Here is a 19,804-nt window from a genome sequence, read left to right on the forward strand (position 1 = left end):
TAATCACTAAGAAAGGTTCAGAATGAATTATAGCGAGTATGTTTGCGCTATCATTTATTTTGCATTCTTATGAAATAAGAGCGATGCAGTAACAACAGTGCCTGTCTTAAGAGAAAGGAGTAAAAATTATATGACTAAAAAACCTTTTCGTTATTTAGCAGTTGCTATATTGGGCATTTCTGCAAGTCTGGTGCTTAACCAACAAACTAATACTGTAGAAGCTAAAAGTATTGTTAAAACCGTAATGCACGATGCCCAGGCTTATGATTTATACGGTGATAAAGTAAAAGGAAAATATGCAGCTTACACTCAGGTTAAGTTAGATGATCAACCAATTCCATTTTCTTTTAAGCCGTTTGCACCCGCATATCAAATTAAAGGTAAAAAGCAATATATCAAGGCAAGTAACATTGACGGTGTTAAACGCAAGGTCAAACGAAACTCTTATGTTTACGCTACAAGCTCTCGGAGGGCTGACTCCCGTTTGCTTAAAAAGGGCAAGACAATAACAACTTATGGCAATTCCTTCAAATTTAAAAACAGGCAACGTTACTACCGCATTGGTGGACCAAAAAAGCAATATGTGAAAGCCAGCAACTTAAGTAAGATTATTAGTTCTAATACAGAAGAAACAACTGTGACAGTAACTGCAAAAGAAGGAGCTGGACTTTATGATTTTATTAAAGACGATACTTATTCCAAGAAAGCCAAAAGGGGTACAAAATTTACGGTAGACTATGCTGAAAATAATGGAGGAGATGAAGATGATCCCCAAATATTTACTTATCATATTAAGGGTACAAAATATTGGTTATTGAGCAGTGAAGTTAAAGCCAAAAAGAAAATGCCTGTACATTACTATGATTCTGAACATTATTCTTACATTAAGTTTTATAAAAATACAGATGTTTACAATGCAGACGGTACTAAGCAAGATCATCACGGACAAAAGATCAGAAAACAAGGTGGGTTTTTAAAAGTAAATAAATTGCTTTATATTTGGGTACCAACTGAAAAGAAAGCTGAATTATTTTATCACTTGAAGGGCCATGAATTTTACGCCTCTGCCTCACGAGGAGGAGGAACCTCTGTAATAGATGTTGGTGATGGCTATGTTAAGAAAAAAGATGTTAAATTTATTGCTGGCCTAAAATTAAGTCCGAGTAACACTGCAGAAGAAGCCCAGCAAAACGCTAAGCAAAAGGCAGACAAATAAATTATTTTAAGAGAACTAAATAATTTAAATGCACCTAATAGTAAAAGCCAGCTATTGGATGCATTTTTTATTAAGATATTTGCCTAATTAAGCCCACCATTTTTTACCTTCATTAATTACTGAGAAAGGTTCAGAATGAAATTATATGATTCCTTGTTTTGATTGCAGAAATTAGACAATCAAAAATAAAGATAGCAACTTTTTGAAGAAGAGAGGTTAAAGTACATGAATAAGAAACTTACTCATTATTTAGCAGCTGGTTTTTTAGGCTTAACAACTATTTGGACATTTAATCATCAAGCCCATACTGTTCAGGCAAAGATTCCTAGTGCTATAAGAACAGTTATGTATACATCACAAGCATACGATGAGGATGGACGGAAGGTTGAAGCTAAGTATCCAGCTTTTCATCAGGTCAAAGTTGAAAAAAGACCATTAATCTTAACTTTCAAGCCCTATGCCCCATACTATAAAATTAGCGGGAAAAAACAATATATCAAAGCTAATAATATCGATGGCGTTAAACGCAAGGTCAAACGTAACTCTTATGTTTATGCTACCAGTTCACGCAGGGCTGACTACCGCCTAATTCGGAAAGGAACCTCAATTACAACTTATGGTGGTACCGTCAAGTTTAAGAATGGTTTGCGCTACTACCGCATTGGTGGTCCTGCAAAACAATATGTGAGAGCCGGCAACTTGGGCAAAATCACTGCTTCAAACACTGAAGAAACTATCGCAACAGTGACAAAAGACGGTGGGACTCCAATTTATGAGATCAATAATGGTCTCAAAACTACTAAAAAGGCTAAAAAAGGTACTACTTTTATAGTCGACCGAGCTCAAGAAGAAGGATATGCCGACGATATAACCAATATGGCTATACCAAATGCAGTTATTTATCGTATTAAAGGGACGAATAATTGGCTCAATTGCCTAGACGTTAAAGTTAAAAAAGAGCTTCCGCATCATTTTTATAACTCTGAGCATTATTCTTATATTAGATTTTATCAAGATACAGACGTCTATAATGCTGATGGCACCAAGCAAGATAATGATGGACAAAGAATCAGGAAACAGGGAGGTAATATAAAGGTAGATAAATTGCTTTATATTTGGGTACCAGCCGAAAATAAAGCCGAACTGTTTTATCATATGAAGGGTCATTGGTTTTATGCCACTAATAAGCCAGACGGAAGTGGCGGTAGTGAAGTAGATTTTGGTGATAGCTATGTCAAAGCGAGTGATGTTAGATTTATTGACGGCGTAAAACTAAGCCCGATCAACACAGCTGAAGAAGCAAGTCAAGCTGTTAAGCAAAAAACGACCAAATAAATTATTTTATGAGAACTAAATAATTTAAATGCACCTAATAGTAAAAGCCAGCTATTGGATGCATTTTTTATTAAGATATTTGCCTAATTTAATTCATCATTTTTTACCTTCATTAATCACTAAGAAAGGTACAGAATGAAATTATATAATTTCTTGTTTTGATTGCAGAAATTAGAGAATCAAAAATAGAGATAGCATTTTTTTGAGAAGAGAGGTTAAAAAATATGAATAAGAAACTTACTCATTATTTAGCAGCTGGTTTTTTAGGACTTACTGCAATTTGGACATTTAATTATCAAGCCCATACTGTTCAAGCAAAGATTCCCAGCACTATAAGAACCGTTATGTATACATCACAAGCATACGATGAGAACGGACAAAAGGCAGATGCTAAGTATCTAGCTTTTCGCCGAATTGAAGTTGATAAAAAACCTGTTATCTTAGATTTTGAACCATACGCACCATATTATAGAATTAGCGGTAAAAAACAATTTATCAAAGCTAATAACATTGACGGTGTTAAACGTGCAGTTAAGCATAATTCCTATGTTTACGCTACCAGCTCACGCAGGGCTAACTACTGCTTAATTCGAAAGGGAGCTTCTATTACAACTTATGGCGGTACTGTGAAGTTTAAGAACGGTCTGCGCTATTACCGCATTGGTGGTCCCGCAAAGCAATATGTAAGAGCCAGCAACTTGGGCAAAATCACCGCTTCAAACACCGAAGAAACGATCGCAACAGTAACAAGAGATGGTGGTGCTCCAATTTATGAGATCAATAATGGTCTTAAAACTACTAAAAAGGCAAAAAAAGGCACTACCTTCGTAGTCGATCGTGCTGAAGAACAAGGATACGCTGAAGAAATTAGCCAATTGGCTATACCAAATGCAGTTATTTATCGTATTAAAGGGACGAATAATTGGCTGTATTGCCTAGACGTTAAAGTTAAGAAAGATTTGCCTTCTCATTACTATGATTATGAGCACTATTCTTATATTAGATTTTATCAAGATACAGATGTCTATAATGCCGATGGCACCAAGCAAGATCACAAAGGACAAAGAATTAGGAAACAAGGCGGAAATTTAAAGGTAGATAAATTGCTTTACATTTGGGTGCCAGCTGAAAATAAAGCAGAACTGTTTTACCATTTAAAAGGTCATGAGTTTTATGCCTCTGACCTACCAGGTGGTAAAGGACCAGATTCAATTGATGTTGGTGACGGCTATGTAAAAGCGAGTGATGTTAGATTTATTGCTGGTGTCAAATTAAGCCCAATTAATACAGCAGAAGAAGCACAGCAAAATGCTAAGCCAAAGACGGCCAAATAAATAATTTTAAGAGAACTAAATAATTTAAATGCACCTAATAGTAAAAATCAGCTATTGGGTGCATTTTTATTTGTATTGCTGTGAATACTTGTTGATAAATTTAGTATTAATATATCCCAAAATTAACTCAATTTCGATACATTCATCAAATTAATTTTGAACCTTTTTTAAATTTTTAATGATTCAAAGTAAAGCTTTTTAAAATTTAGTCATCTTTTTAATTGTACTTATTGACAACGCTTTTTATTAGATCTAGTGTACTAGATGAATAGTACAAAGGAACAGAAAGTGAGGATTAGCTATGGCTGAAATTTTGCAAGTAAGTAATGTTACTAAAATTTATGAAAAACAATATCAGGCAATATCAGGTATTAGCTTTGGAATTAACTTTGGCGAATTTGTGGCAATCATGGGTGCGTCTGGTTCAGGCAAAACTACTCTGCTTAATATGATTTCGACTTTAGACACAGCTTCTGGTGGCAAAATTTATGTTGATGGCCATGAAATTTCAAAATTATCTGATGATGAAGCTGCCAACTTTCGCAAGACAAAATTAGGCTTTGTTTTTCAAAACTATCGTTTATTAAAAAGCTTAACGGTAAGACAAAACATTGCCGTTCCTATGTCATTACTGGGTAAGGATGACCAAGAAATAGATCAAAAGATTGATAAATTAGCTGAATATTTTAGATTAAGTAATCAACTTGAAAAATACCCCGTTACTTTATCGGGTGGTCAAAAACAGCGTGTAGCAATTATTAGAGCCATCATTAAAAATCCCGCACTATTATTAGCTGATGAACCAACAGGAGCATTAGATTCAAAAGCAGCAAAATTAATCATGGAGTATTTAGCAAAAGTAAATCAAAAATTTCATACTTCTATCTTAATGGTTACTCATGATAGCTTAGCAGCTAGTTACGCTAATAAAGTTATTTTTCTAAAAGATGGCAAAATTGTTGACCAAATCGTTAAAAAAGATAGCAATGATGCCTTTCAACGGGAGCTAGCAAGGAAATTAGCCGAAGTAGAAGCATAGGGGGTGAAATTAATTATGAATTACAAAGTAATAGCTAAAAATAATATCAAAAATAGTTTTGGCCTATACCGAAATTATTTTATATCGCTTTCTTTAATTCTAGGATTATTCAACACTCTGCAAATTTTCGCCAAGGACCATGTAATTGCAGATTCTTTATCGAGCTCAGCCAAAGTGGAGTTCATGTCTTATGTTACTTCGGTATTGTTTACCTTATTTACAATCTTCTTTATTATTTACTTTAACCGCTTTTTCTTAAAGCAACGTGCTGAAGAGCTGGGAATTTATTCAATGCTGGGTATGTCAAAGAAGAACATTACTTCGATTTTAATGACAGAAAACACCATTATTATTGGAATTGCCTGCTTTGTTGGAATGCTTATTAGTATCTTGTTTTATAGTTTAATAAAAGTACTTTTGATTGTAGCTTTAAAGCTTGATATACCATATTTAACACATTTCACCTTGTCACCATTCATAATTACAGTAGTACTTTCAATTTTTATGTTGTTAGTTATCTTTTTTGATAATTACCATTTGATTAAGCGCTTATCTATCTTAAATATTTCTAATTTAAATCAAGTTAGCGAAAAAGTAGTCAAAACCAAGTCCTGGACAGCTTATTTAGGAATAGTTTCGTTATTAACAGCCTATTTCTTAGTTTTAGATCTCGTTAAACAGCAACAATCTTTATGGGTTAAAATTGGTTTTGCGCCAATGGCAATGATTTCATTAGTATTGGTAATAATTGGCACATTCTTAATTATCAAAAGCACTTTGGCTTATTTTATTAATCGGAAAATTAATAATCACCGTCAGTTGTACCGACCGACAAACAATATCTTTTTACCAGAATCACTGTTTAAACTAAAAACTAAATCAAATTTATTGGTTGTACTGTCCTTAGTTATTTCAGCTGTTATTGGTCTTGCCAGCACGACTTTCATGCTTTTAACTTATCCAAAAGCTTCGTTTATGAAAACTATACCTTCGGCTATTGAAATTAATCAGAAACTTGAACCTAATCAAGTAACCAAGGTAAAACAAATAACTAGAAAATATGATGGTAAATTTAAAGCAACAAAGGTAATTAAACTGATTTCTGATAAACCAATAATGGTAAACAAAAAGCAGTCAACCAAAAAATGCAAAGTTATTAATAAACAGGATTATCAAGAGCTGTTTAAATTACAAGGTAATAAGCAAGTCCCAAACCTTGCATTTACTAAGGGAACTGGATATATTTATGCCTTTTATAAGCCAAACAAATCTTGGCGGAAGGTAAATATTAATAGTATCAAGCTTAATTTAAAAGAAATGCACATGTGGCCTATGAATGCTGGATATGGCTATGCATATATAGTGCTGAACAATCAAGACTTTAAAAAAATAAGTAAACATCATTCAGCTAAAATGGTTTATACGGTTAATGGGCCTAATCTACGAGATAACAAGCAGCTTTATCAAGATATTAAGCATATGAACATTAGGTTTTTAAGCGCTTATAAAAAGAATAAAGATGCGGTTGACAATAATAGTGCAACATTTTTAATGGAAGCTTTCATTTCTGTGTTATTTTTTGTCTTTATCGGTTGTATTCTTTACTTTACTACTTTAATGGAAACTATAGAAGTAACTGACGAGTTTAGATTTTTAGATAATATTGGTTATAGTAGAAAACAATTGAAAAAAATAGCTAGTGCTAGTAATTTATTGCTTTTCGTTCCTCCCGCAGTGATGGGCCTATTAAATGGACTAATAGCTTTTATTGGCTTTAGATACAGTTTCTTGGAAAATGATGTTGTGGAACTCATAGGAAGCTTTCAAATTGTGGGGAAGCCAATTATTGAAACATATTTACTATTTTTAATAGTTTATGGATTAATCTACATTTTTTCATACCATAAAACTAAAGTGCTATTGGAAATATAAATAGAACGAAATAATTTAAAAAATTAGATTATTAATCATATAAAGAAGGGCAGACTCACAAATTTTATACATAGATCCATTTAAGATGCAAAAAAACCAGTGTCAAGACTAAGAAGAAATGTATATGAAAAAGGCGTTGAGCATTAAACTCAATGTCTTTTTGTTGGTCTATAAAAAATAATTCTTCAAGACTATTCAGTCAAGACTGCATTTTTCTAAAATAGCTATTTCTAAATGTTTATTAGGGGAATAGTACGCATAGCAGGCCGGATTCCATATAGACAAGACCTAAGCCACTTCTCGGGTTATCTATAAGTTCTATTAGAGCCATAAAAAGCAAAACTAAACCTGCGCAAGTCGAAAATATCTGCCTATTCCTATAGACTTTTTCAGAATATTTTTTAGGTTTATCGGCTGGATCCTTTTCAAAAAGAACATTTGCAAAATCCAAGAGAGCAAGAATTAAAAATATGACTATGACATAAAATTTGTGTTTTAAAACAAAAATTGCAAAGAGGCCTAGCAGAATTTGTATAAAACCAGATATTATATGTTTAGTTTTATAAGATAAGTTTTTTAAAACCATAACATTATGACGCTTTCTCTATTATCAAATAATCTTGTATATAACTTGATATCAAAGATGGTATTTATATTATATTTGGATATATTAAACCCTGATAATTAAAAAAGCAACAAAATTTTTAATTGCTTCCTAATTAATGATGACTGCGTTTAACACCGTTTTTGTATTTTCTTTTTTCGTTTATTTTCATTTTATTAACAATGTCTTCGCCCAAATCACTGTCAAGCATTTCCGCAATGCCTAATAAGAATATTCCCACATCCGCTAATTCTTCATTAATGTTTTGTTTATCATTTTTGCGACAGGCTTCAAATAACTCATTAGCTTCTCCATGTAATCGTAATAATTCGAACTCAATATCCGTGGTATTGAAACCGTGTTTTTTCTTATTTTCCATGACTGCTTTTTGCAGTTTCTTAGTATCTATGATCAATTTGGTCTCCTAAATTCTGATTTTATTCTATTTTATATTTAGTTTGTAAATAGGTGCAATGAATATCAAATTGAGTTGATTAATTTTACTGTGTGAGTTTTGACGCTAGACTATATAGCTTAATCCTTAGATATTGAAATTTTGCCAGTTTTACTGGTAACTTTAAGCAATGGGTTTGCTTGGGAAGAAGTAGAAAAATGATGAGAATAGTATTTTTTACCGACTTTGATTTTTTGTGTAGAATCAGTTGTAAGGTCACAATTGATTTTTGGCAAATCAAACATATCGAACATACTAAAATTACCGGTATTTAGATCGATTGTGCTGTGGCCAATAGCTTTACTGCTGCCAAAATTAAAATTGCCATGATTGATAAAAGTATTAGTTTTTAGCTTACTACTATAAATATAAATGTTTCCTTTATTTACATTGAAATTACTGTTTTTTAATTTAGAATCAAAGACATCTATGCATTCATTATCCTTGTCATGATTTTGTTTGGCGTCATAGTTTTTAACTGTAAAGGTCACATTATTTGCTTTAACATCTGAAATAAAAAGGGATCCTGCAGTTGAGCTTAAATTAATACTGGGAATATTCAATTTATCTATTATGACACCATATTCATAATTGAAACCAGTTATTTCTTTTACGCTATTTTTGTGGGGAACGGTAATATTTATTTGATAGTCACCATCGTTGCATTTATATTCGGGTTCATCATAAACAGTAAGCTGATTGTTGTCCACTTTTGTATTAATTTTATTAACATCGGCTCCTTTTTCTCCTATAACAGTGATTTTAAATTTTTTGCCCAAATCAACGACTACATCTGGTCTGTAACAGGCAAGCTTAATTCTGTTAAATTGAGGAACAGCATAAGTTTTTTTGATTTTGCCTTTCTTAGTTGTTGTGACAACTGCTTTGTAACTATTTGTTCTTGTAGTTTTACTGGCTTTTGCATCAACGATTCCAGTTTTCGAAAAATTGTTGTTTGCTTTGCCAACTACAAAAAGAAGAGCTGCTAAAGTAGCGATACTGCCACATATTTGATAAAACTTTTTCATTTCTAATTTACCTTCATTTTAATTAATCTATTTTAATATTTCCTCTGCTGTTAACTTTAAGAAGTGGTTGATCAGGAACAGTCTTAGAAAATTGATGAGTGTAATGTCTGCTTTGAAATTTGATTTTACCTTTTGGTTTAGTTGTCAAATCATAACTGATTTTCGGAGCACCCGTCATAACAAAGTCACCTATAGCCAAATTAATTGAACTATTTCCTAAAAGGCTGGAATTTTGAATTTTGACACTACTATATTTGAAGTCAGGTGCTAAAGCTAAATTGGCCTTTGTTTTGAATTTACTATTTTTAATTATTAAATCTCCAACGCTTAATTTAACTGTACTATTTTTAATTGTTGAATTTAAGACTTTCAAGTCACCATTTGTTTGCTTGACACTAACATTTTCAGAGTTGACGTGATTAAGGATAACATCGCCATAGCCTGTTTTGACATCAACACTTGGAATATTCAAACCGTTGAAGTAGATATCACTGATATCACAATTCCCAGTAACCTTATTTATAGAGTTCTTATTAGGAACCGTTATGGTAACTGTATATCCGCCATAATTATGATGACCGGTAGGTTTGTCATAGATAGTTAGTTTTCTGTTTTTAACGCTGACTCTGGTAAGCTCAATATGAGCTCTGTTAGTTCCGTTGGCTTGTACACTAAAAGTCTTACCTACAACGAATTTGATATCAGGCCTATTAGTGTTAAGTTTGACTTGATCAAAATCTTTAACATTAAAACTTTTGTTGACTTTATTTTGAGATCTTGACTTTTTGGCAAAAACGACTTTGTCATCTTGATACTGAGAATTTTGTAGGAAATTACTTGCCTTATAGCCAATGAGCACCAATAATCCGGCGATTCCTAAAAAGCTGCCTAATTTATATAATCTTTTCATAGTTAATTTCTTCATTTCTAATTAAAACAAACTGAATCTATCTATAAAATTCTATATTTGCATTTTTACTAATTACCTTAACAGTTGGTTTGTTCGGTACGATAATAGATAGATGTTTATGATAATCTTTATTGTCAGTTTCAATTTTATGCTTAGGATCAACGCGCAGGTCATAACTTATTTTAGGAGCATCTGTCATCAAAAATAATCCTTTATTAAGAGTGAAGGAACTATCACCCATGAAAGTGCTGCCAACAACTGTCATGCCACCCTTGCTAATGTGCACTTTAGCTTTGATTTTACTGTCATCAATAGTCATATTACCTTTACCGATATTAATAGAACAATTCTTTAAATTCGAATCCATTATGTCTGAAACTTCATGTTTTATTTTTAACTTAACATTTTGAGAAGAGACATGATCAAAGGCAAAATAAGCAATGTTTGATTTGAGATTTATTACTGGTATATTTAGCTTCTCTAAATATATGGAGCCTCCTCGTAAATATCCCGATACCTTTTTCAAAGCATTCTTACTTGGTACAGTAACAGTTACTTCATAATAGCCATCATTGAAGTGTTTTTCCGGTTCATCATAAATAGTCAGTTGCTTATTTTTAACTTTGGTTTTGATTTTTTGTGCATTTCCACCACGTTTTGCTTTAATTTTGACTTGGTATTTGTTACCCAAAGTAACATCAGTATTAGGTCTGTAAGAAGAAAATTTAATTTTATCAAATTTTTTAACTGTGTAAACTCTTTTGGTAATTTGATTGGTTTGAGCTTCTGTAACTTGATTCTTTGGCAAAGCACTATTTATTTTCAAACCTGCGAAAATAAGAAGACCAACAATTCCACAAAAAATGCCAATTTTAAAAATCTTTTTCATTTTTATTTCCTTAATATACTTATATTAAATTTAAACAAGTAAAGCTTATTTAAAAAATTCTATATTTGCATTTTTGCTGGTTACTTTAACGGTTGGCTTGTTTGGTACGGATATAAGAAGCCGATTACGATGATCTTTAGTATCCGTTACAATTTTATGTTTAGGATCAACGCGCAAATCATAACTGATTTTTGGCGCACCGGTCATCGAAAATACTCCTTTGTTAAGAGTAAACGAGCTATCACCCAAGAAAGTACAATCATTAATAAGCATGCCGCCTTTGGCAATGAATACTTTAGTTTTGATCTTGCTATCGTTAAAAGCTATATTGCCTTTGCCAATGTTAATGGAAGAATTTTGTAAATTTGAATCCATTATGTCTAAAACTTGATGTTTAATCTTTAACTTAACGTTTTGAGAAGAAATATGATCCAGAGCTAAATAAGCAATGTTTGACTTAAGATTTATTACTGGGACATTTAACTTCTCTAAATACACGGAACCTCCTCGTAAATATCCTGATACCTTTTTCAAAGCGTTTTTACTTGGTACAGTAACAGTGACTTCATAATAGCCATCCTTAAAGTGCTTTTCTGACTTATCATAAATAGTCAGTTGCTTATTTTTTACTTTGGTTTTAATTTTTTGTGCATTTCCACCACGTTTAGCTTTAATTTTGACCTGGTATTTGTTACCTAAAGTAACAATAGTATTGGGTCTGTAAGAAGAAAATTTAATTTTATTAAATTTTTTAACTGTGTAAACTCTTTTGGTAGTTTGATTAGTTTTGGCTTCTGCTACTTGAGGCTTTTGTAAGGCACTATCTATTTTCAAACCTGCGAATGTAAGAAAACCAACAATTCCACAAAAAATGCCAATTTTAAAAATCTTTTTCATTATAATTACCCCCTCATTTTAATTTAAACGAGCTGACTTTCAATAGTTAGTTAAATCAATTACGATAGTATGAAAACATATTCTATTTTTTAATAATAAAAATTTTGCTTGTTTATTATTAACAGTATTATACTATCTTCACATATATTATACAATATATGATATTAGATTTTTTAGGTGATAGGCAATAGTAAATAAAAAAAGGTATGTTTCATTTTGATGACGATTAGCTACTGTGCCATTAACTTTTTAAGATAAAAAATAAACCTTTGAAATTTCAAAGGTTTATTTTTAGATGGCTTTTGTTAGTAACATTAGAAGTGGGCATTAATGTTTTTATTTAAAAAAACTCTGCGATTTCCTGTTTTAAATGCCTTGCTAAATTATCAGAACCAATTTTTTCTAATAAACTAATCTGTTCTAGTGCTTCTAATTTGTGCTTTTGACAAATTGCAATTCGAGCATTAACAACAAGTAGTTTATCATACTGTCTTAGACTCTTTAATAAAGGTTTTAAACTATTTAAAGTAGTGACAGCTAACTTAAATTTGTGATGCGTCATTTGTATTATTGCCTGATTAATTAGCGTATTGGTTTTCAGAGTTTTCATAAACGGATAATGATTGTCTATATTTGCAATAATCTTGGCAATAATTTCGTTTGCTGTTCGATAATCAAAAGCAAATAAGATGGAATTAAGGATTGTAATATCTGTAACTGTGAAAACTTGGAGATCACTAAGGGAGTCGAACCAGATTGGTTGAACAAGTTCTTGTGCATGAGTATATCCCTTTGGTTTATCAACTAATAATAGGGATTTAAGGATAATGGCAATACGTTTAATATCATTATCGTTTTTGACCCAAAGGCAATCCTCTAGCAAATTTTTTATTTCGTCTTGATCAATGCTGCCGTCAAGGTTTAAAAACCGATGCAATAGCTGATTTTTGGTACTGATATGATAACCATTACTAATATATTCAAACTCATTAGGGTTTAGACCCAATCGTTCTATTAATTTAAGTTCATTTTCGTAAGTCGTTGATAATTCAGCATTTTCAATTTTAGAAATTGTACTGCGGTCAAACAAATCCTGTGCTAATTCTTGCTGGGTCATTTTACGTGTAGTTCTAAGTTTATGAATTGTTTTGCCAAAATTACTCATGGTTGCACTCTTTTTAAGTTTATTACTCTTAAAACAATGTGCTGATTTTGCACATTATTAATAATGATTTAATGTTATTCTTAGTTTAGAAATAAATCAATAATTATATTTGGTTTATTTCGCTGATTAAAAAGTCGTTATCTTACATATAACGACGTAAGAATATGTCTTTTATACATTTGTTTGGAAGGAGGATAATACATGACTGAAATTATAGCAACTACAGCTTTGATCATTGCATGTTGGTGTTTTGGTAAAATTTATGAAGATAAACCAATAATCAAATTTCTTAAAACTAATCGCGGGATGGTGTTGATATTAACCTCCGTTGCCTTATTAGCCTATGACTTAGTAATACATAATTTTCAATTTGGCCAAATTATACCGTCTTTTTATTCTCTAATAGTTTTGCTTATTCTGTTAGGCTTCTTTTATATGTTTAAAGATCGTCGATCAACAAAATAAACGATAAAGTATTTATGAGGTAAAAAATGTTGTGGATTATGGTTTTACTTCTTGTATTATTTGCTGGAATGGAATATACAGGAAGAGAGCAACTGCAAGCTCTTAACAAAATTTTTGCGGGTGTAGCGGTTGCAATTATTGTTATACCCCCAGTTGTATCTTACTTGCTATTTAAGAATTTTACTGCTTTAAACAGTGTCAGCATTCTTCTTGGAGTAGTTCAGGTATGTGCACTAGCAGCAGTATATTTTATATTCAGAAAAGTTGCTTTGAACGATTAGTTATTAAAAGCATAAAATAATTTGTAATAAGAATTTTAACGTTAAAGTGCTTCTATTAATAGATTAGTAATCTAATTATAAGAAGCATTTTTTCTATGATAAAAATAAAGCTATTTAACTTTGATAAAAAATCAAAATAAGCGTTTTAAATACATGTATAGTAATAATATGCTATTATAAAAGTGACAAAATAATAATCCAAATTTAAGAACAGGTGATAGTCATGATTCAGTGCAATAAAAAAATTAATTTACTACACAAATTAAGGAATATGTCTTTTTCGAGTTTACCTTGTAGCAAGATTAAAGAAATTAATGACATTGACTTAACAAAATTTAATGCAATTGGCTATATGGGGAGGAATTCTTCTTATTTATATTCCACTCATAATGGCGAAATATTATGCACGAAATCCAGTAAAAGTCAAACTGCATCTCATGTAAAGCAAGTATTTGAAGATATTCAAGACTTTTCTACCAAAGCAGATTGTAAACTTCTTATTGTTGTTGAAGAGGATTACGTCTTAAAAGATATGCAAAAAGCAGACTTTGAAAATCAAAATACGATTCTCAATAGAATGAAAGAAAATGGCTGCAAAATTATTGGGGCAGCAGAATATCACAGCAGGTTTGGTTTTAAAGTTCCTAATAATACCCCGCCTTTAAATGAACAAGAAAAAAGAATTGTTTATTACTTATATGACGGAAAATGTGCTTATTGTAGTAAAGATCTTTGTTTTACTGATAGTCAAATAGATCATATTGTCCCTAAAAAAGAGGGCGGCAATGATTATTATAAAAACTGGGCATTAGTTTGTGAGCCTTGCAACGAAAAAAAGTCTAATAGGATTTTTGGCGATCCTGAGGAATGTATCGGGGAGAAAGGAAAAAAATACATAAGAAGGTTAAGTGAGTGCTATCACTTTTATAAAGCAAAAATAGATAATGACGAAAGATATAACTTAGTTAGAGAACAAAAAAATTTTGGCTTTAGAAAATACTTTACCATTTATAAAAAAGTAGATAATAAATATGTAAATAGGGATAATAAAAAAGGTGGGTATCAGTTCATTATAAATATAGTTAACAAAGATAAGCTTGAGAAAATAAAAGAAAATGGGAACGAAATATCTGGAAAAGAAATAGAAAACGCGCTGGATCCTAAGGGAACGGATATGTTTAGAACATCTAAGATAGATAATTGGCTGAGTTAAATTTGAAATTAATAAAATTTAAAGGAAACTTTTCTACTAATTAGAATAGCTTATCAATATATAGTTAAGGACTGGCTATCATTATGCGAATGATAGCCAGTCATTTTTATATGTTGCTTTTTTAATAAAATGAATTATTATTTGTTCAACATTATAAATGAGGGATTGCCTATGATTAGAAAAGTAAAATTGGTTATATTTACATGTATTGTTGCCGTTTGTCTTTTTTTATTTTACTATTGGGCATCAAATGATTATGTACCTGACGTAGCACAATACCAGGTTAATCACATAATAAGGAATCATGATACACGAGAAATTAACCAGGTAGCAACTAATAGAAAAACAGCGGAATTTTTACATTCTCTTAAAGCAAGTGATCGCTGCCAGAAAATTAGCGAGTTTCAAGGTGGAACTAAAGAACGGGGCTATTATGTTATAAGTATCAAAAATAAAGCTGTTGGGATTTATATGCAAAAAAAATCCAATTCGTTTTGGAATTGGAAATTAAAAAGTATTATATGTTTTGATTGAGCTGTTGCAGTACTTTTTATTTACTACTTTTCCTGGAACCAATAGGTTAAAATAGGATAAAAAATAAGTATGCATCAATCTGTGGAATATACGAAGTTAGATTATTCCTATCAAAAATTAATATTAGAAGCGAAAATGCCAAAGTTGCTAAAAATAAGCACTTGAAAAACTTTTCTCCGCCATCCAGATTAGCTTTTTGAATAATTTTTACAGGGTGGGTGGTTTTTATGAAAATAGCGCCTATCAGTAATATAACACCAAAGAAAAAGTAAGTATATATAGCTATCTTATCTTTATGATAATAAATAAAAAGAATACCAATTAAAAATTGTAAAATGCCCATTAAAAATAAGGCAATTTTAGGATTAAGTTTATATTTCAGCATGATTTGAACCTTTCAAATTAAATTTAATAAGGCTACGCAATAAAAAATTAATCTTTTTACTGTATAGACTTAAATTTGATTTTATCATTAAATTATAATAATATTAAAACATTATTATAATATTTTATTAAAAACATTATCATGCTAAATCATTTTAAAAGGAGCAAAATAATGAGAATTAATGTATTACAACACACGCCAAACGAAGGTCCCGGTTCAATTCAGGAATGGGCTAACTTGCATGAGCATGATTTTTATGTATATCATCCCTACCAATTTGGCATTTTGCCTACTGCTGCCACAACAGATTTACTAGTTATTTTAGGCGGTCCTATGAGTCCAAATGATGATCTGCCATGGATTGAGCAGGAGCGTCAGTTAATTAAGCAGCTACTTCAAGAAAAAAAGCCCGTTTTAGGAGTATGCTTTGGTGCACAACAAATTGTTAAAACTTTAGGCTATCAGGTTAAAAAGGCCCCAGTTAAAGAAGTGGGCTGGGGTCCGGTCAAGTTGCAGTCCAAATTAATTAGCGGTTTACCTGAAAGTTTAGAAGTATTACATTGGCATGAAGAGATGTTTGAAATACCAGAAGAAGCTGAGGTCTTATTTGCCAATGATAATTTACAAAATCAGGGTTTTGTCTTGGGAAAACAAGCTGTTGGTTTGCAGTTTCATTTAGAACCAGAAACAGATAATATCAAAGAAATTGTGGTCAACGACGCGCAATATCTATCCGGTTCGGTGTTGAAACAAACAGCTAAGCAAATTATTGAGCATCCTGTTCCTAAGGAAAATAAAAGGGCAATGTTTCGCATTTTAGATTATTTGACAGAATAAATAATTTAGATATAGAAAATTTGTTTTAAAGAGTGTCGCTTTATTTGTTCCCATAACTTTAATTGCTATACTACGAGAAACGAACTATCTGCTGGGGCAGACCTTACTTCAAAATTATAAACGGCAGATACCATGGCAGAGGCATGATTAGCATTTGGGGCGTGCATTAATAAGTATTGTAACTACTGAAATAACCTTCAAAATAAAAACCAAACCATTTTAGTGGCCTGGTGTATATGATTATAGGTAATTTTTCTAAAATCTGGTTAATATTTGAGATTGGTTTGTTATAATTTAATTAGCGTAGAAAAGTTAAAAGGACGGTAGCTGCCGCTTTCATGAAGGAAGTGAGGCCTATGAACAATTTTGATTCATACTTCAGTCTCCCAAAAGAAAGGAGCAGCAGTTGATGAGCACTGCCGAAGCGTTAAGTTTAATGCTTAACTTTGGCATGTTTATCTTGACCTTGTTAATGTTTATTGACAAGCATCATGATAAATAATCGCATCAAAAAACCGTCCTAGATACTAGCTGGGCGGTTTTAATGTAAAACTAATATAAGCGCAGCTACCGTCCTTTGTGGCGGCTCTACGTGAGGAAGGCTTATTGAGGTAAGTCTTCCTTTTTCTTACAACTGTATTTTAGCATGAATACCTTTATGGTGCAATTAAGTATTAGAGCAGAATTCATAGCGTAAAAGAATACAATGCATTTTAAATTTCAAAGCTAGCATTAATTTAACAATATGCAGTTAATTTTACGCACTAAGCAAAACTGCCTTGAACAGACATATCTTGCTCACACAAAAACCGTTTCGTTAGAAACGGTTTTTATTGACAAGCATCATGATAAATAATCGCATCAAAAACCCGTCCTAGATACTAGCTGGGCGGTTTTAATGTAAAACAAAAAATATTATAAGCGCAGTTACCGTCCTTTGTGGCGGCTCTACGTGAGGAAGACTTATGGCGTAAGTCTTCCTTTTTCTTACATATGTATTCTAGCATGGATACCTTTATGGTGCAATTAAGTATTATAGAGCAATATTAATAAAGACATTTTAAATTTCAAAGCTAGCATTAATTTAACAATATGCAGTTAATCTTACGCACTAAGCTAAAGTGCCTTGAACAATCATAGCTTGCTCACACAAAAACCGTTTCGCTAGAAACGGTTTTTATATGTCTTATTTAATTTTGCTTAAACACAGCTCTGTTTAATAAACAGCACCATCATAAAAGCCAAAGCGAGGCTTATTAAAATCAAAATCTTTTAATTCACTCACTTTAAGGGCAATGTCGCAAACGCCCCAGCTCATTAGATTAATTGGTTTGCCGTAGTCTTCATCAGGGATGACCAACACAATGTATTTACCTTGTGATAAAGCATAGCCCAGTTCCATACCAAGACCTACATCTTCTTCATCAGGTAGATATACTCCGATCATAACATCACTGGCTTTAATACCGGTTAAATCGCCACGGTAAGTTGCAGTTTCCCATTCACGATCACGCAGATATTCAGGATTTTCCTCAACGCTGATGTTTTTGTATTGATGATCCAAAGGAACATAACTGTTTTCCAGGTCAATGGTTGGGTTTTCTTCTAAAGCTTTCATTGCCTTTTTGTAAGCATCGTTTTGCTTATCGTTAAACCAACCGGCACCAAAATAAACAGTTTTTGTTTTAGTCATAAAATTTCTCCTTACCATTAAACCTAATTTAAATAAATTTCACGCAACTTACTGATTTCATCATCAGTTAATCTCATAATATCACGTAAGTAGTTTTCAACGCTACCATAATTTTTATTTATAGTTGTAAGTACAAAGTCAATGTATTCAGAATGCACAGTTTGCAAGTCTTTTAAGATGTTTAGGGTTGCGTCATTTGCTCCTTCATCTTTAGCTTTTTGTAAAAAATTATGAACAAAGTCTTTGGTGGCAACGTTTGTTAACAGATAATCTTTTTTGATTGTTTCAAAGGGCACACCAAGAACCGATAAAATTAATAATGCCGCAAAACCAGTCCGGTCTTTTCCAGCAGTACAATGAAAAATCACACTTTGATTTTCCTGGTCATTAGCCAGCAACACGTCAAAAAAGTGGCGATAGGCTCTTTGGGCAGACTCACTTTTAATCATGTCATCATAGGCTAAAAACATGTGGTCAAATCCAGCTTTAGGATCCTGATGCTTTTCGCTGAGAATCTCATCAATTCCCTTAGAAGATTCAGTCAAATCTTCGCTAAATACTGGATCAAAGCTATAAATAGCACCTTCAGGTATACGATCAGGTTCGCGGTCAACTTCGTCCTTGCTCCTAAAGTCAACAACGTATTTTACGCCATAATCTTGTAAAAACTTCAGATCAGTCTTATCAAGCGATGCCAAATTAGCGGTTCTAAGCAATTTGTGCATTTTGACGGTTTTGCCGCTACTAGTTTGATAGCCACCAAGCTCGCGAAAATTACGGCCACTTTTTACGCCAATTAATTGATTTTTTAGTTTTTGGGTCATGATACCTCCACCTTTACATTTGACGATTACACCTAATTTTAGCAATAAACAAGTATATAAACAATTATAAAAAAAGCCAAGAGTATATCGAAATTATGGTAAAATAAACAAAAGAACAATATATTTCAAAAGGGTGAGAACATGGAAACGAAAAAAGCTAGTATTTTAGTTCCAGTCGACGGTTCAGAGTCGGCAGAAAGATCCTTTGATAAAGCAGTTAAAATTGCAATGACGGAAAATGCCCACATTGATGTTTTAAGCGTAATTGATACCAGACAGTTTTTAGGTGAGATGCAAGATACGCTGATTACAGGCGACACCGTTTATCAGATGACGCAAGATTCGGAAAAATACCTCAAGAGTTTAAAGGAATGGGCTCATGACAATTTGGGTTTTGATGATATTGATTACCACATTCGTTATGGCAGCCCGAAAGCAATTATTTCCTATGACTTTATTAAAGACCATCATAATGATTTGATTATTATGGGTGCAACTGGTTTAAATGCAGTTGAAAGAATGTTGATGGGTTCTGTTACAGAATATGTTAATCAACATGCTTTGGCTGATGTTTTAATTGTCAGAACGGATATTGACAATAATCCAATTAAGCCAGGAAAGGACAACAAATAGGTTTCTAAAATAAAAGACATACGATAAATAATTCGTGTGTCTTTTTTGTGCAAAATAAGGAACCTTAAAAAATATTGTATTATTGATGTTCGTAAAATTAACTTTCATAATACAAAAGCAAAATAAAATCCGATAT

General features: G+C 32.0%; 21 protein-coding genes. 12 read left to right on the forward strand and 9 right to left on the reverse strand.

Going from position 1 to position 19,804, the window contains the following annotated elements; all coding sequences use genetic code 11:
* Positions 1-130: 130 nt before the first annotated feature.
* The 5 genes from AAA926_RS05805 to AAA926_RS05825 all read left to right on the forward strand — a co-directional run bounded on the left by AAA926_RS05805 (position 131) and on the right by AAA926_RS05825 (position 6,856).
* Positions 131-1,216 (forward strand): SLAP domain-containing protein, encoded by a 1,086-nt coding sequence (locus AAA926_RS05805; RefSeq protein WP_338212094.1) that lies wholly within the window; start codon positions 131-133, stop codon positions 1,214-1,216.
* Between the two features lie 225 nt (positions 1,217-1,441).
* Positions 1,442-2,551 (forward strand): SLAP domain-containing protein, encoded by a 1,110-nt coding sequence (locus tag AAA926_RS05810; RefSeq protein ID WP_338212095.1) that lies wholly within the window; start codon positions 1,442-1,444, stop codon positions 2,549-2,551.
* 224 nt (positions 2,552-2,775) lie between these two features.
* A complete protein-coding gene (locus AAA926_RS05815; protein ID WP_338212096.1) occupies positions 2,776-3,885 on the forward strand; it encodes an SLAP domain-containing protein in 1,110 nt (369 codons plus the stop codon).
* Between the two features lie 301 nt (positions 3,886-4,186).
* A complete protein-coding gene (locus tag AAA926_RS05820; protein WP_338212097.1) occupies positions 4,187-4,924 on the forward strand; it encodes an ABC transporter ATP-binding protein in 738 nt (245 codons plus the stop codon).
* 15 nt (positions 4,925-4,939) lie between these two features.
* A complete protein-coding gene (locus tag AAA926_RS05825) occupies positions 4,940-6,856 on the forward strand; it encodes an FtsX-like permease family protein (protein ID WP_338212098.1) in 1,917 nt (638 codons plus the stop codon).
* A gap of 719 nt (positions 6,857-7,575) precedes the next feature.
* Here the strand turns inward: AAA926_RS05825 and AAA926_RS05830 are convergent.
* The 6 genes from AAA926_RS05830 to AAA926_RS05855 all read right to left on the reverse strand — a co-directional run bounded on the left by AAA926_RS05830 (position 7,576) and on the right by AAA926_RS05855 (position 12,803).
* The gene (locus AAA926_RS05830) at positions 7,576-7,875 is read right to left on the reverse strand and encodes a MazG nucleotide pyrophosphohydrolase domain-containing protein (RefSeq protein ID WP_046332677.1); all 300 of its coding nucleotides are present in this window, start codon (positions 7,873-7,875) and stop codon (positions 7,576-7,578) included.
* 119 nt (positions 7,876-7,994) lie between these two features.
* Positions 7,995-8,942 (reverse strand): GIN domain-containing protein, encoded by a 948-nt coding sequence (locus tag AAA926_RS05835; protein WP_338212099.1) that lies wholly within the window; start codon positions 8,940-8,942, stop codon positions 7,995-7,997.
* Positions 8,943-8,964: 22 nt separating this feature from the next.
* Positions 8,965-9,852: a DUF4097 family beta strand repeat-containing protein gene (locus AAA926_RS05840; protein ID WP_338212100.1), complete on the reverse strand. Its 888-nt coding sequence runs from the start codon at positions 9,850-9,852 to the stop codon at positions 8,965-8,967.
* Between the two features lie 37 nt (positions 9,853-9,889).
* The gene (locus AAA926_RS05845; protein WP_338212101.1) at positions 9,890-10,741 is read right to left on the reverse strand and encodes a DUF4097 family beta strand repeat-containing protein; all 852 of its coding nucleotides are present in this window, start codon (positions 10,739-10,741) and stop codon (positions 9,890-9,892) included.
* 45 nt (positions 10,742-10,786) lie between these two features.
* On the reverse strand, positions 10,787-11,638 hold the full coding sequence (locus AAA926_RS05850) for a DUF4097 family beta strand repeat-containing protein (protein ID WP_122052973.1): 852 nt from the start codon (positions 11,636-11,638) through the stop codon (positions 10,787-10,789).
* Between the two features lie 340 nt (positions 11,639-11,978).
* Positions 11,979-12,803, reverse strand: coding sequence for a helix-turn-helix domain-containing protein (locus AAA926_RS05855; protein WP_338212102.1), 825 nt, complete (start codon positions 12,801-12,803; stop codon positions 11,979-11,981).
* A gap of 201 nt (positions 12,804-13,004) precedes the next feature.
* Between AAA926_RS05855 and AAA926_RS05860 the strand changes: the two genes are divergently transcribed.
* The 4 genes from AAA926_RS05860 (at position 13,005) to AAA926_RS05875 (ending at position 15,296) form a co-directional block, all read left to right on the forward strand.
* Entirely contained in the window at positions 13,005-13,268 is a 264-nt protein-coding gene (locus AAA926_RS05860; RefSeq protein WP_338212103.1) for a hypothetical protein, read from the forward strand.
* 26 nt (positions 13,269-13,294) lie between these two features.
* Complete coding sequence (locus tag AAA926_RS05865; RefSeq protein WP_034978277.1) at positions 13,295-13,549, forward strand: hypothetical protein; 255 nt, start codon at positions 13,295-13,297, stop codon at positions 13,547-13,549.
* A 223-nt stretch (positions 13,550-13,772) separates the two neighbouring features.
* Positions 13,773-14,762 (forward strand): HNH endonuclease, encoded by a 990-nt coding sequence (locus AAA926_RS05870; protein WP_338212104.1) that lies wholly within the window; start codon positions 13,773-13,775, stop codon positions 14,760-14,762.
* Between the two features lie 171 nt (positions 14,763-14,933).
* The gene (locus AAA926_RS05875; protein WP_265892983.1) at positions 14,934-15,296 is read left to right on the forward strand and encodes a hypothetical protein; all 363 of its coding nucleotides are present in this window, start codon (positions 14,934-14,936) and stop codon (positions 15,294-15,296) included.
* Positions 15,297-15,342: 46 nt separating this feature from the next.
* Here AAA926_RS05875 and AAA926_RS05880 read toward each other — a convergent pair whose 3' ends face one another.
* On the reverse strand, positions 15,343-15,681 hold the full coding sequence (locus tag AAA926_RS05880; RefSeq protein WP_265892984.1) for a hypothetical protein: 339 nt from the start codon (positions 15,679-15,681) through the stop codon (positions 15,343-15,345).
* A 171-nt stretch (positions 15,682-15,852) separates the two neighbouring features.
* Here AAA926_RS05880 and AAA926_RS05885 point away from each other — a divergent pair, with 171 nt between their 5' ends.
* Both AAA926_RS05885 and AAA926_RS05890 read left to right on the forward strand, forming a co-directional pair.
* Complete coding sequence (locus tag AAA926_RS05885) at positions 15,853-16,518, forward strand: type 1 glutamine amidotransferase (RefSeq protein WP_338212105.1); 666 nt, start codon at positions 15,853-15,855, stop codon at positions 16,516-16,518.
* Between the two features lie 409 nt (positions 16,519-16,927).
* Complete coding sequence (locus AAA926_RS05890; RefSeq protein WP_081945322.1) at positions 16,928-17,020, forward strand: putative holin-like toxin; 93 nt, start codon at positions 16,928-16,930, stop codon at positions 17,018-17,020.
* A gap of 714 nt (positions 17,021-17,734) precedes the next feature.
* On the opposite strand, the gene AAA926_RS05895 is transcribed toward AAA926_RS05890, so the two are convergent.
* Together AAA926_RS05895 and AAA926_RS05900 are read right to left on the reverse strand one after the other, a co-directional pair.
* Positions 17,735-18,211 carry a nucleoside 2-deoxyribosyltransferase gene (locus AAA926_RS05895; RefSeq protein ID WP_109586793.1) on the reverse strand — a complete coding sequence of 159 codons (477 nt, stop codon included), beginning with the start codon at positions 18,209-18,211 and terminating at the stop codon, positions 17,735-17,737.
* Positions 18,212-18,234: 23 nt separating this feature from the next.
* Positions 18,235-19,035 carry a tyrosine-protein phosphatase gene (locus tag AAA926_RS05900; RefSeq protein WP_198179732.1) on the reverse strand — a complete coding sequence of 267 codons (801 nt, stop codon included), beginning with the start codon at positions 19,033-19,035 and terminating at the stop codon, positions 18,235-18,237.
* Positions 19,036-19,176: 141 nt separating this feature from the next.
* Here AAA926_RS05900 and AAA926_RS05905 point away from each other — a divergent pair, with 141 nt between their 5' ends.
* A complete protein-coding gene (locus AAA926_RS05905; RefSeq protein ID WP_198179734.1) occupies positions 19,177-19,668 on the forward strand; it encodes a universal stress protein in 492 nt (163 codons plus the stop codon).
* The last annotated feature ends 136 nt before the right edge of the window (positions 19,669-19,804 follow it).

The sequence above is a fragment of the Lactobacillus juensis genome, assembly GCF_036246285.1.
Lineage (GTDB): Bacteria > Bacillota > Bacilli > Lactobacillales > Lactobacillaceae > Lactobacillus > Lactobacillus juensis.

What these genes read in the sequence shown, in the direction of transcription:
- AAA926_RS05805 (WP_338212094.1), top strand. Translation starts at nt 131, where the DNA reads ATGACTAAAAAACCTTTTCGTTATTTAGCAGTTGCTATATTGGGCATT.
- AAA926_RS05810 (WP_338212095.1), top strand. Translation starts at nt 1,442, where the DNA reads ATGAATAAGAAACTTACTCATTATTTAGCAGCTGGTTTTTTAGGCTTA.
- AAA926_RS05815 (WP_338212096.1), top strand. Translation starts at nt 2,776, where the DNA reads ATGAATAAGAAACTTACTCATTATTTAGCAGCTGGTTTTTTAGGACTT.
- AAA926_RS05820 (WP_338212097.1), top strand. Translation starts at nt 4,187, where the DNA reads ATGGCTGAAATTTTGCAAGTAAGTAATGTTACTAAAATTTATGAAAAA.
- AAA926_RS05825 (WP_338212098.1), top strand. Translation starts at nt 4,940, where the DNA reads ATGAATTACAAAGTAATAGCTAAAAATAATATCAAAAATAGTTTTGGC.
- AAA926_RS05835 (WP_338212099.1), bottom strand. Translation starts at nt 8,942, where the DNA reads ATGAAAAAGTTTTATCAAATATGTGGCAGTATCGCTACTTTAGCAGCT.
- AAA926_RS05840 (WP_338212100.1), bottom strand. Translation starts at nt 9,852, where the DNA reads ATGAAAAGATTATATAAATTAGGCAGCTTTTTAGGAATCGCCGGATTA.
- AAA926_RS05845 (WP_338212101.1), bottom strand. Translation starts at nt 10,741, where the DNA reads ATGAAAAAGATTTTTAAAATTGGCATTTTTTGTGGAATTGTTGGTCTT.
- AAA926_RS05850 (WP_122052973.1), bottom strand. Translation starts at nt 11,638, where the DNA reads ATGAAAAAGATTTTTAAAATTGGCATTTTTTGTGGAATTGTTGGTTTT.
- AAA926_RS05855 (WP_338212102.1), bottom strand. Translation starts at nt 12,803, where the DNA reads ATGAGTAATTTTGGCAAAACAATTCATAAACTTAGAACTACACGTAAA.
- AAA926_RS05860 (WP_338212103.1), top strand. Translation starts at nt 13,005, where the DNA reads ATGACTGAAATTATAGCAACTACAGCTTTGATCATTGCATGTTGGTGT.
- AAA926_RS05865 (WP_034978277.1), top strand. Translation starts at nt 13,295, where the DNA reads ATGTTGTGGATTATGGTTTTACTTCTTGTATTATTTGCTGGAATGGAA.
- AAA926_RS05870 (WP_338212104.1), top strand. Translation starts at nt 13,773, where the DNA reads ATGATTCAGTGCAATAAAAAAATTAATTTACTACACAAATTAAGGAAT.
- AAA926_RS05875 (WP_265892983.1), top strand. Translation starts at nt 14,934, where the DNA reads ATGATTAGAAAAGTAAAATTGGTTATATTTACATGTATTGTTGCCGTT.
- AAA926_RS05880 (WP_265892984.1), bottom strand. Translation starts at nt 15,681, where the DNA reads ATGCTGAAATATAAACTTAATCCTAAAATTGCCTTATTTTTAATGGGC.
- AAA926_RS05885 (WP_338212105.1), top strand. Translation starts at nt 15,853, where the DNA reads ATGAGAATTAATGTATTACAACACACGCCAAACGAAGGTCCCGGTTCA.
- AAA926_RS05890 (WP_081945322.1), top strand. Translation starts at nt 16,928, where the DNA reads ATGAGCACTGCCGAAGCGTTAAGTTTAATGCTTAACTTTGGCATGTTT.
- AAA926_RS05895 (WP_109586793.1), bottom strand. Translation starts at nt 18,211, where the DNA reads ATGACTAAAACAAAAACTGTTTATTTTGGTGCCGGTTGGTTTAACGAT.
- AAA926_RS05900 (WP_198179732.1), bottom strand. Translation starts at nt 19,035, where the DNA reads ATGACCCAAAAACTAAAAAATCAATTAATTGGCGTAAAAAGTGGCCGT.
- AAA926_RS05905 (WP_198179734.1), top strand. Translation starts at nt 19,177, where the DNA reads ATGGAAACGAAAAAAGCTAGTATTTTAGTTCCAGTCGACGGTTCAGAG.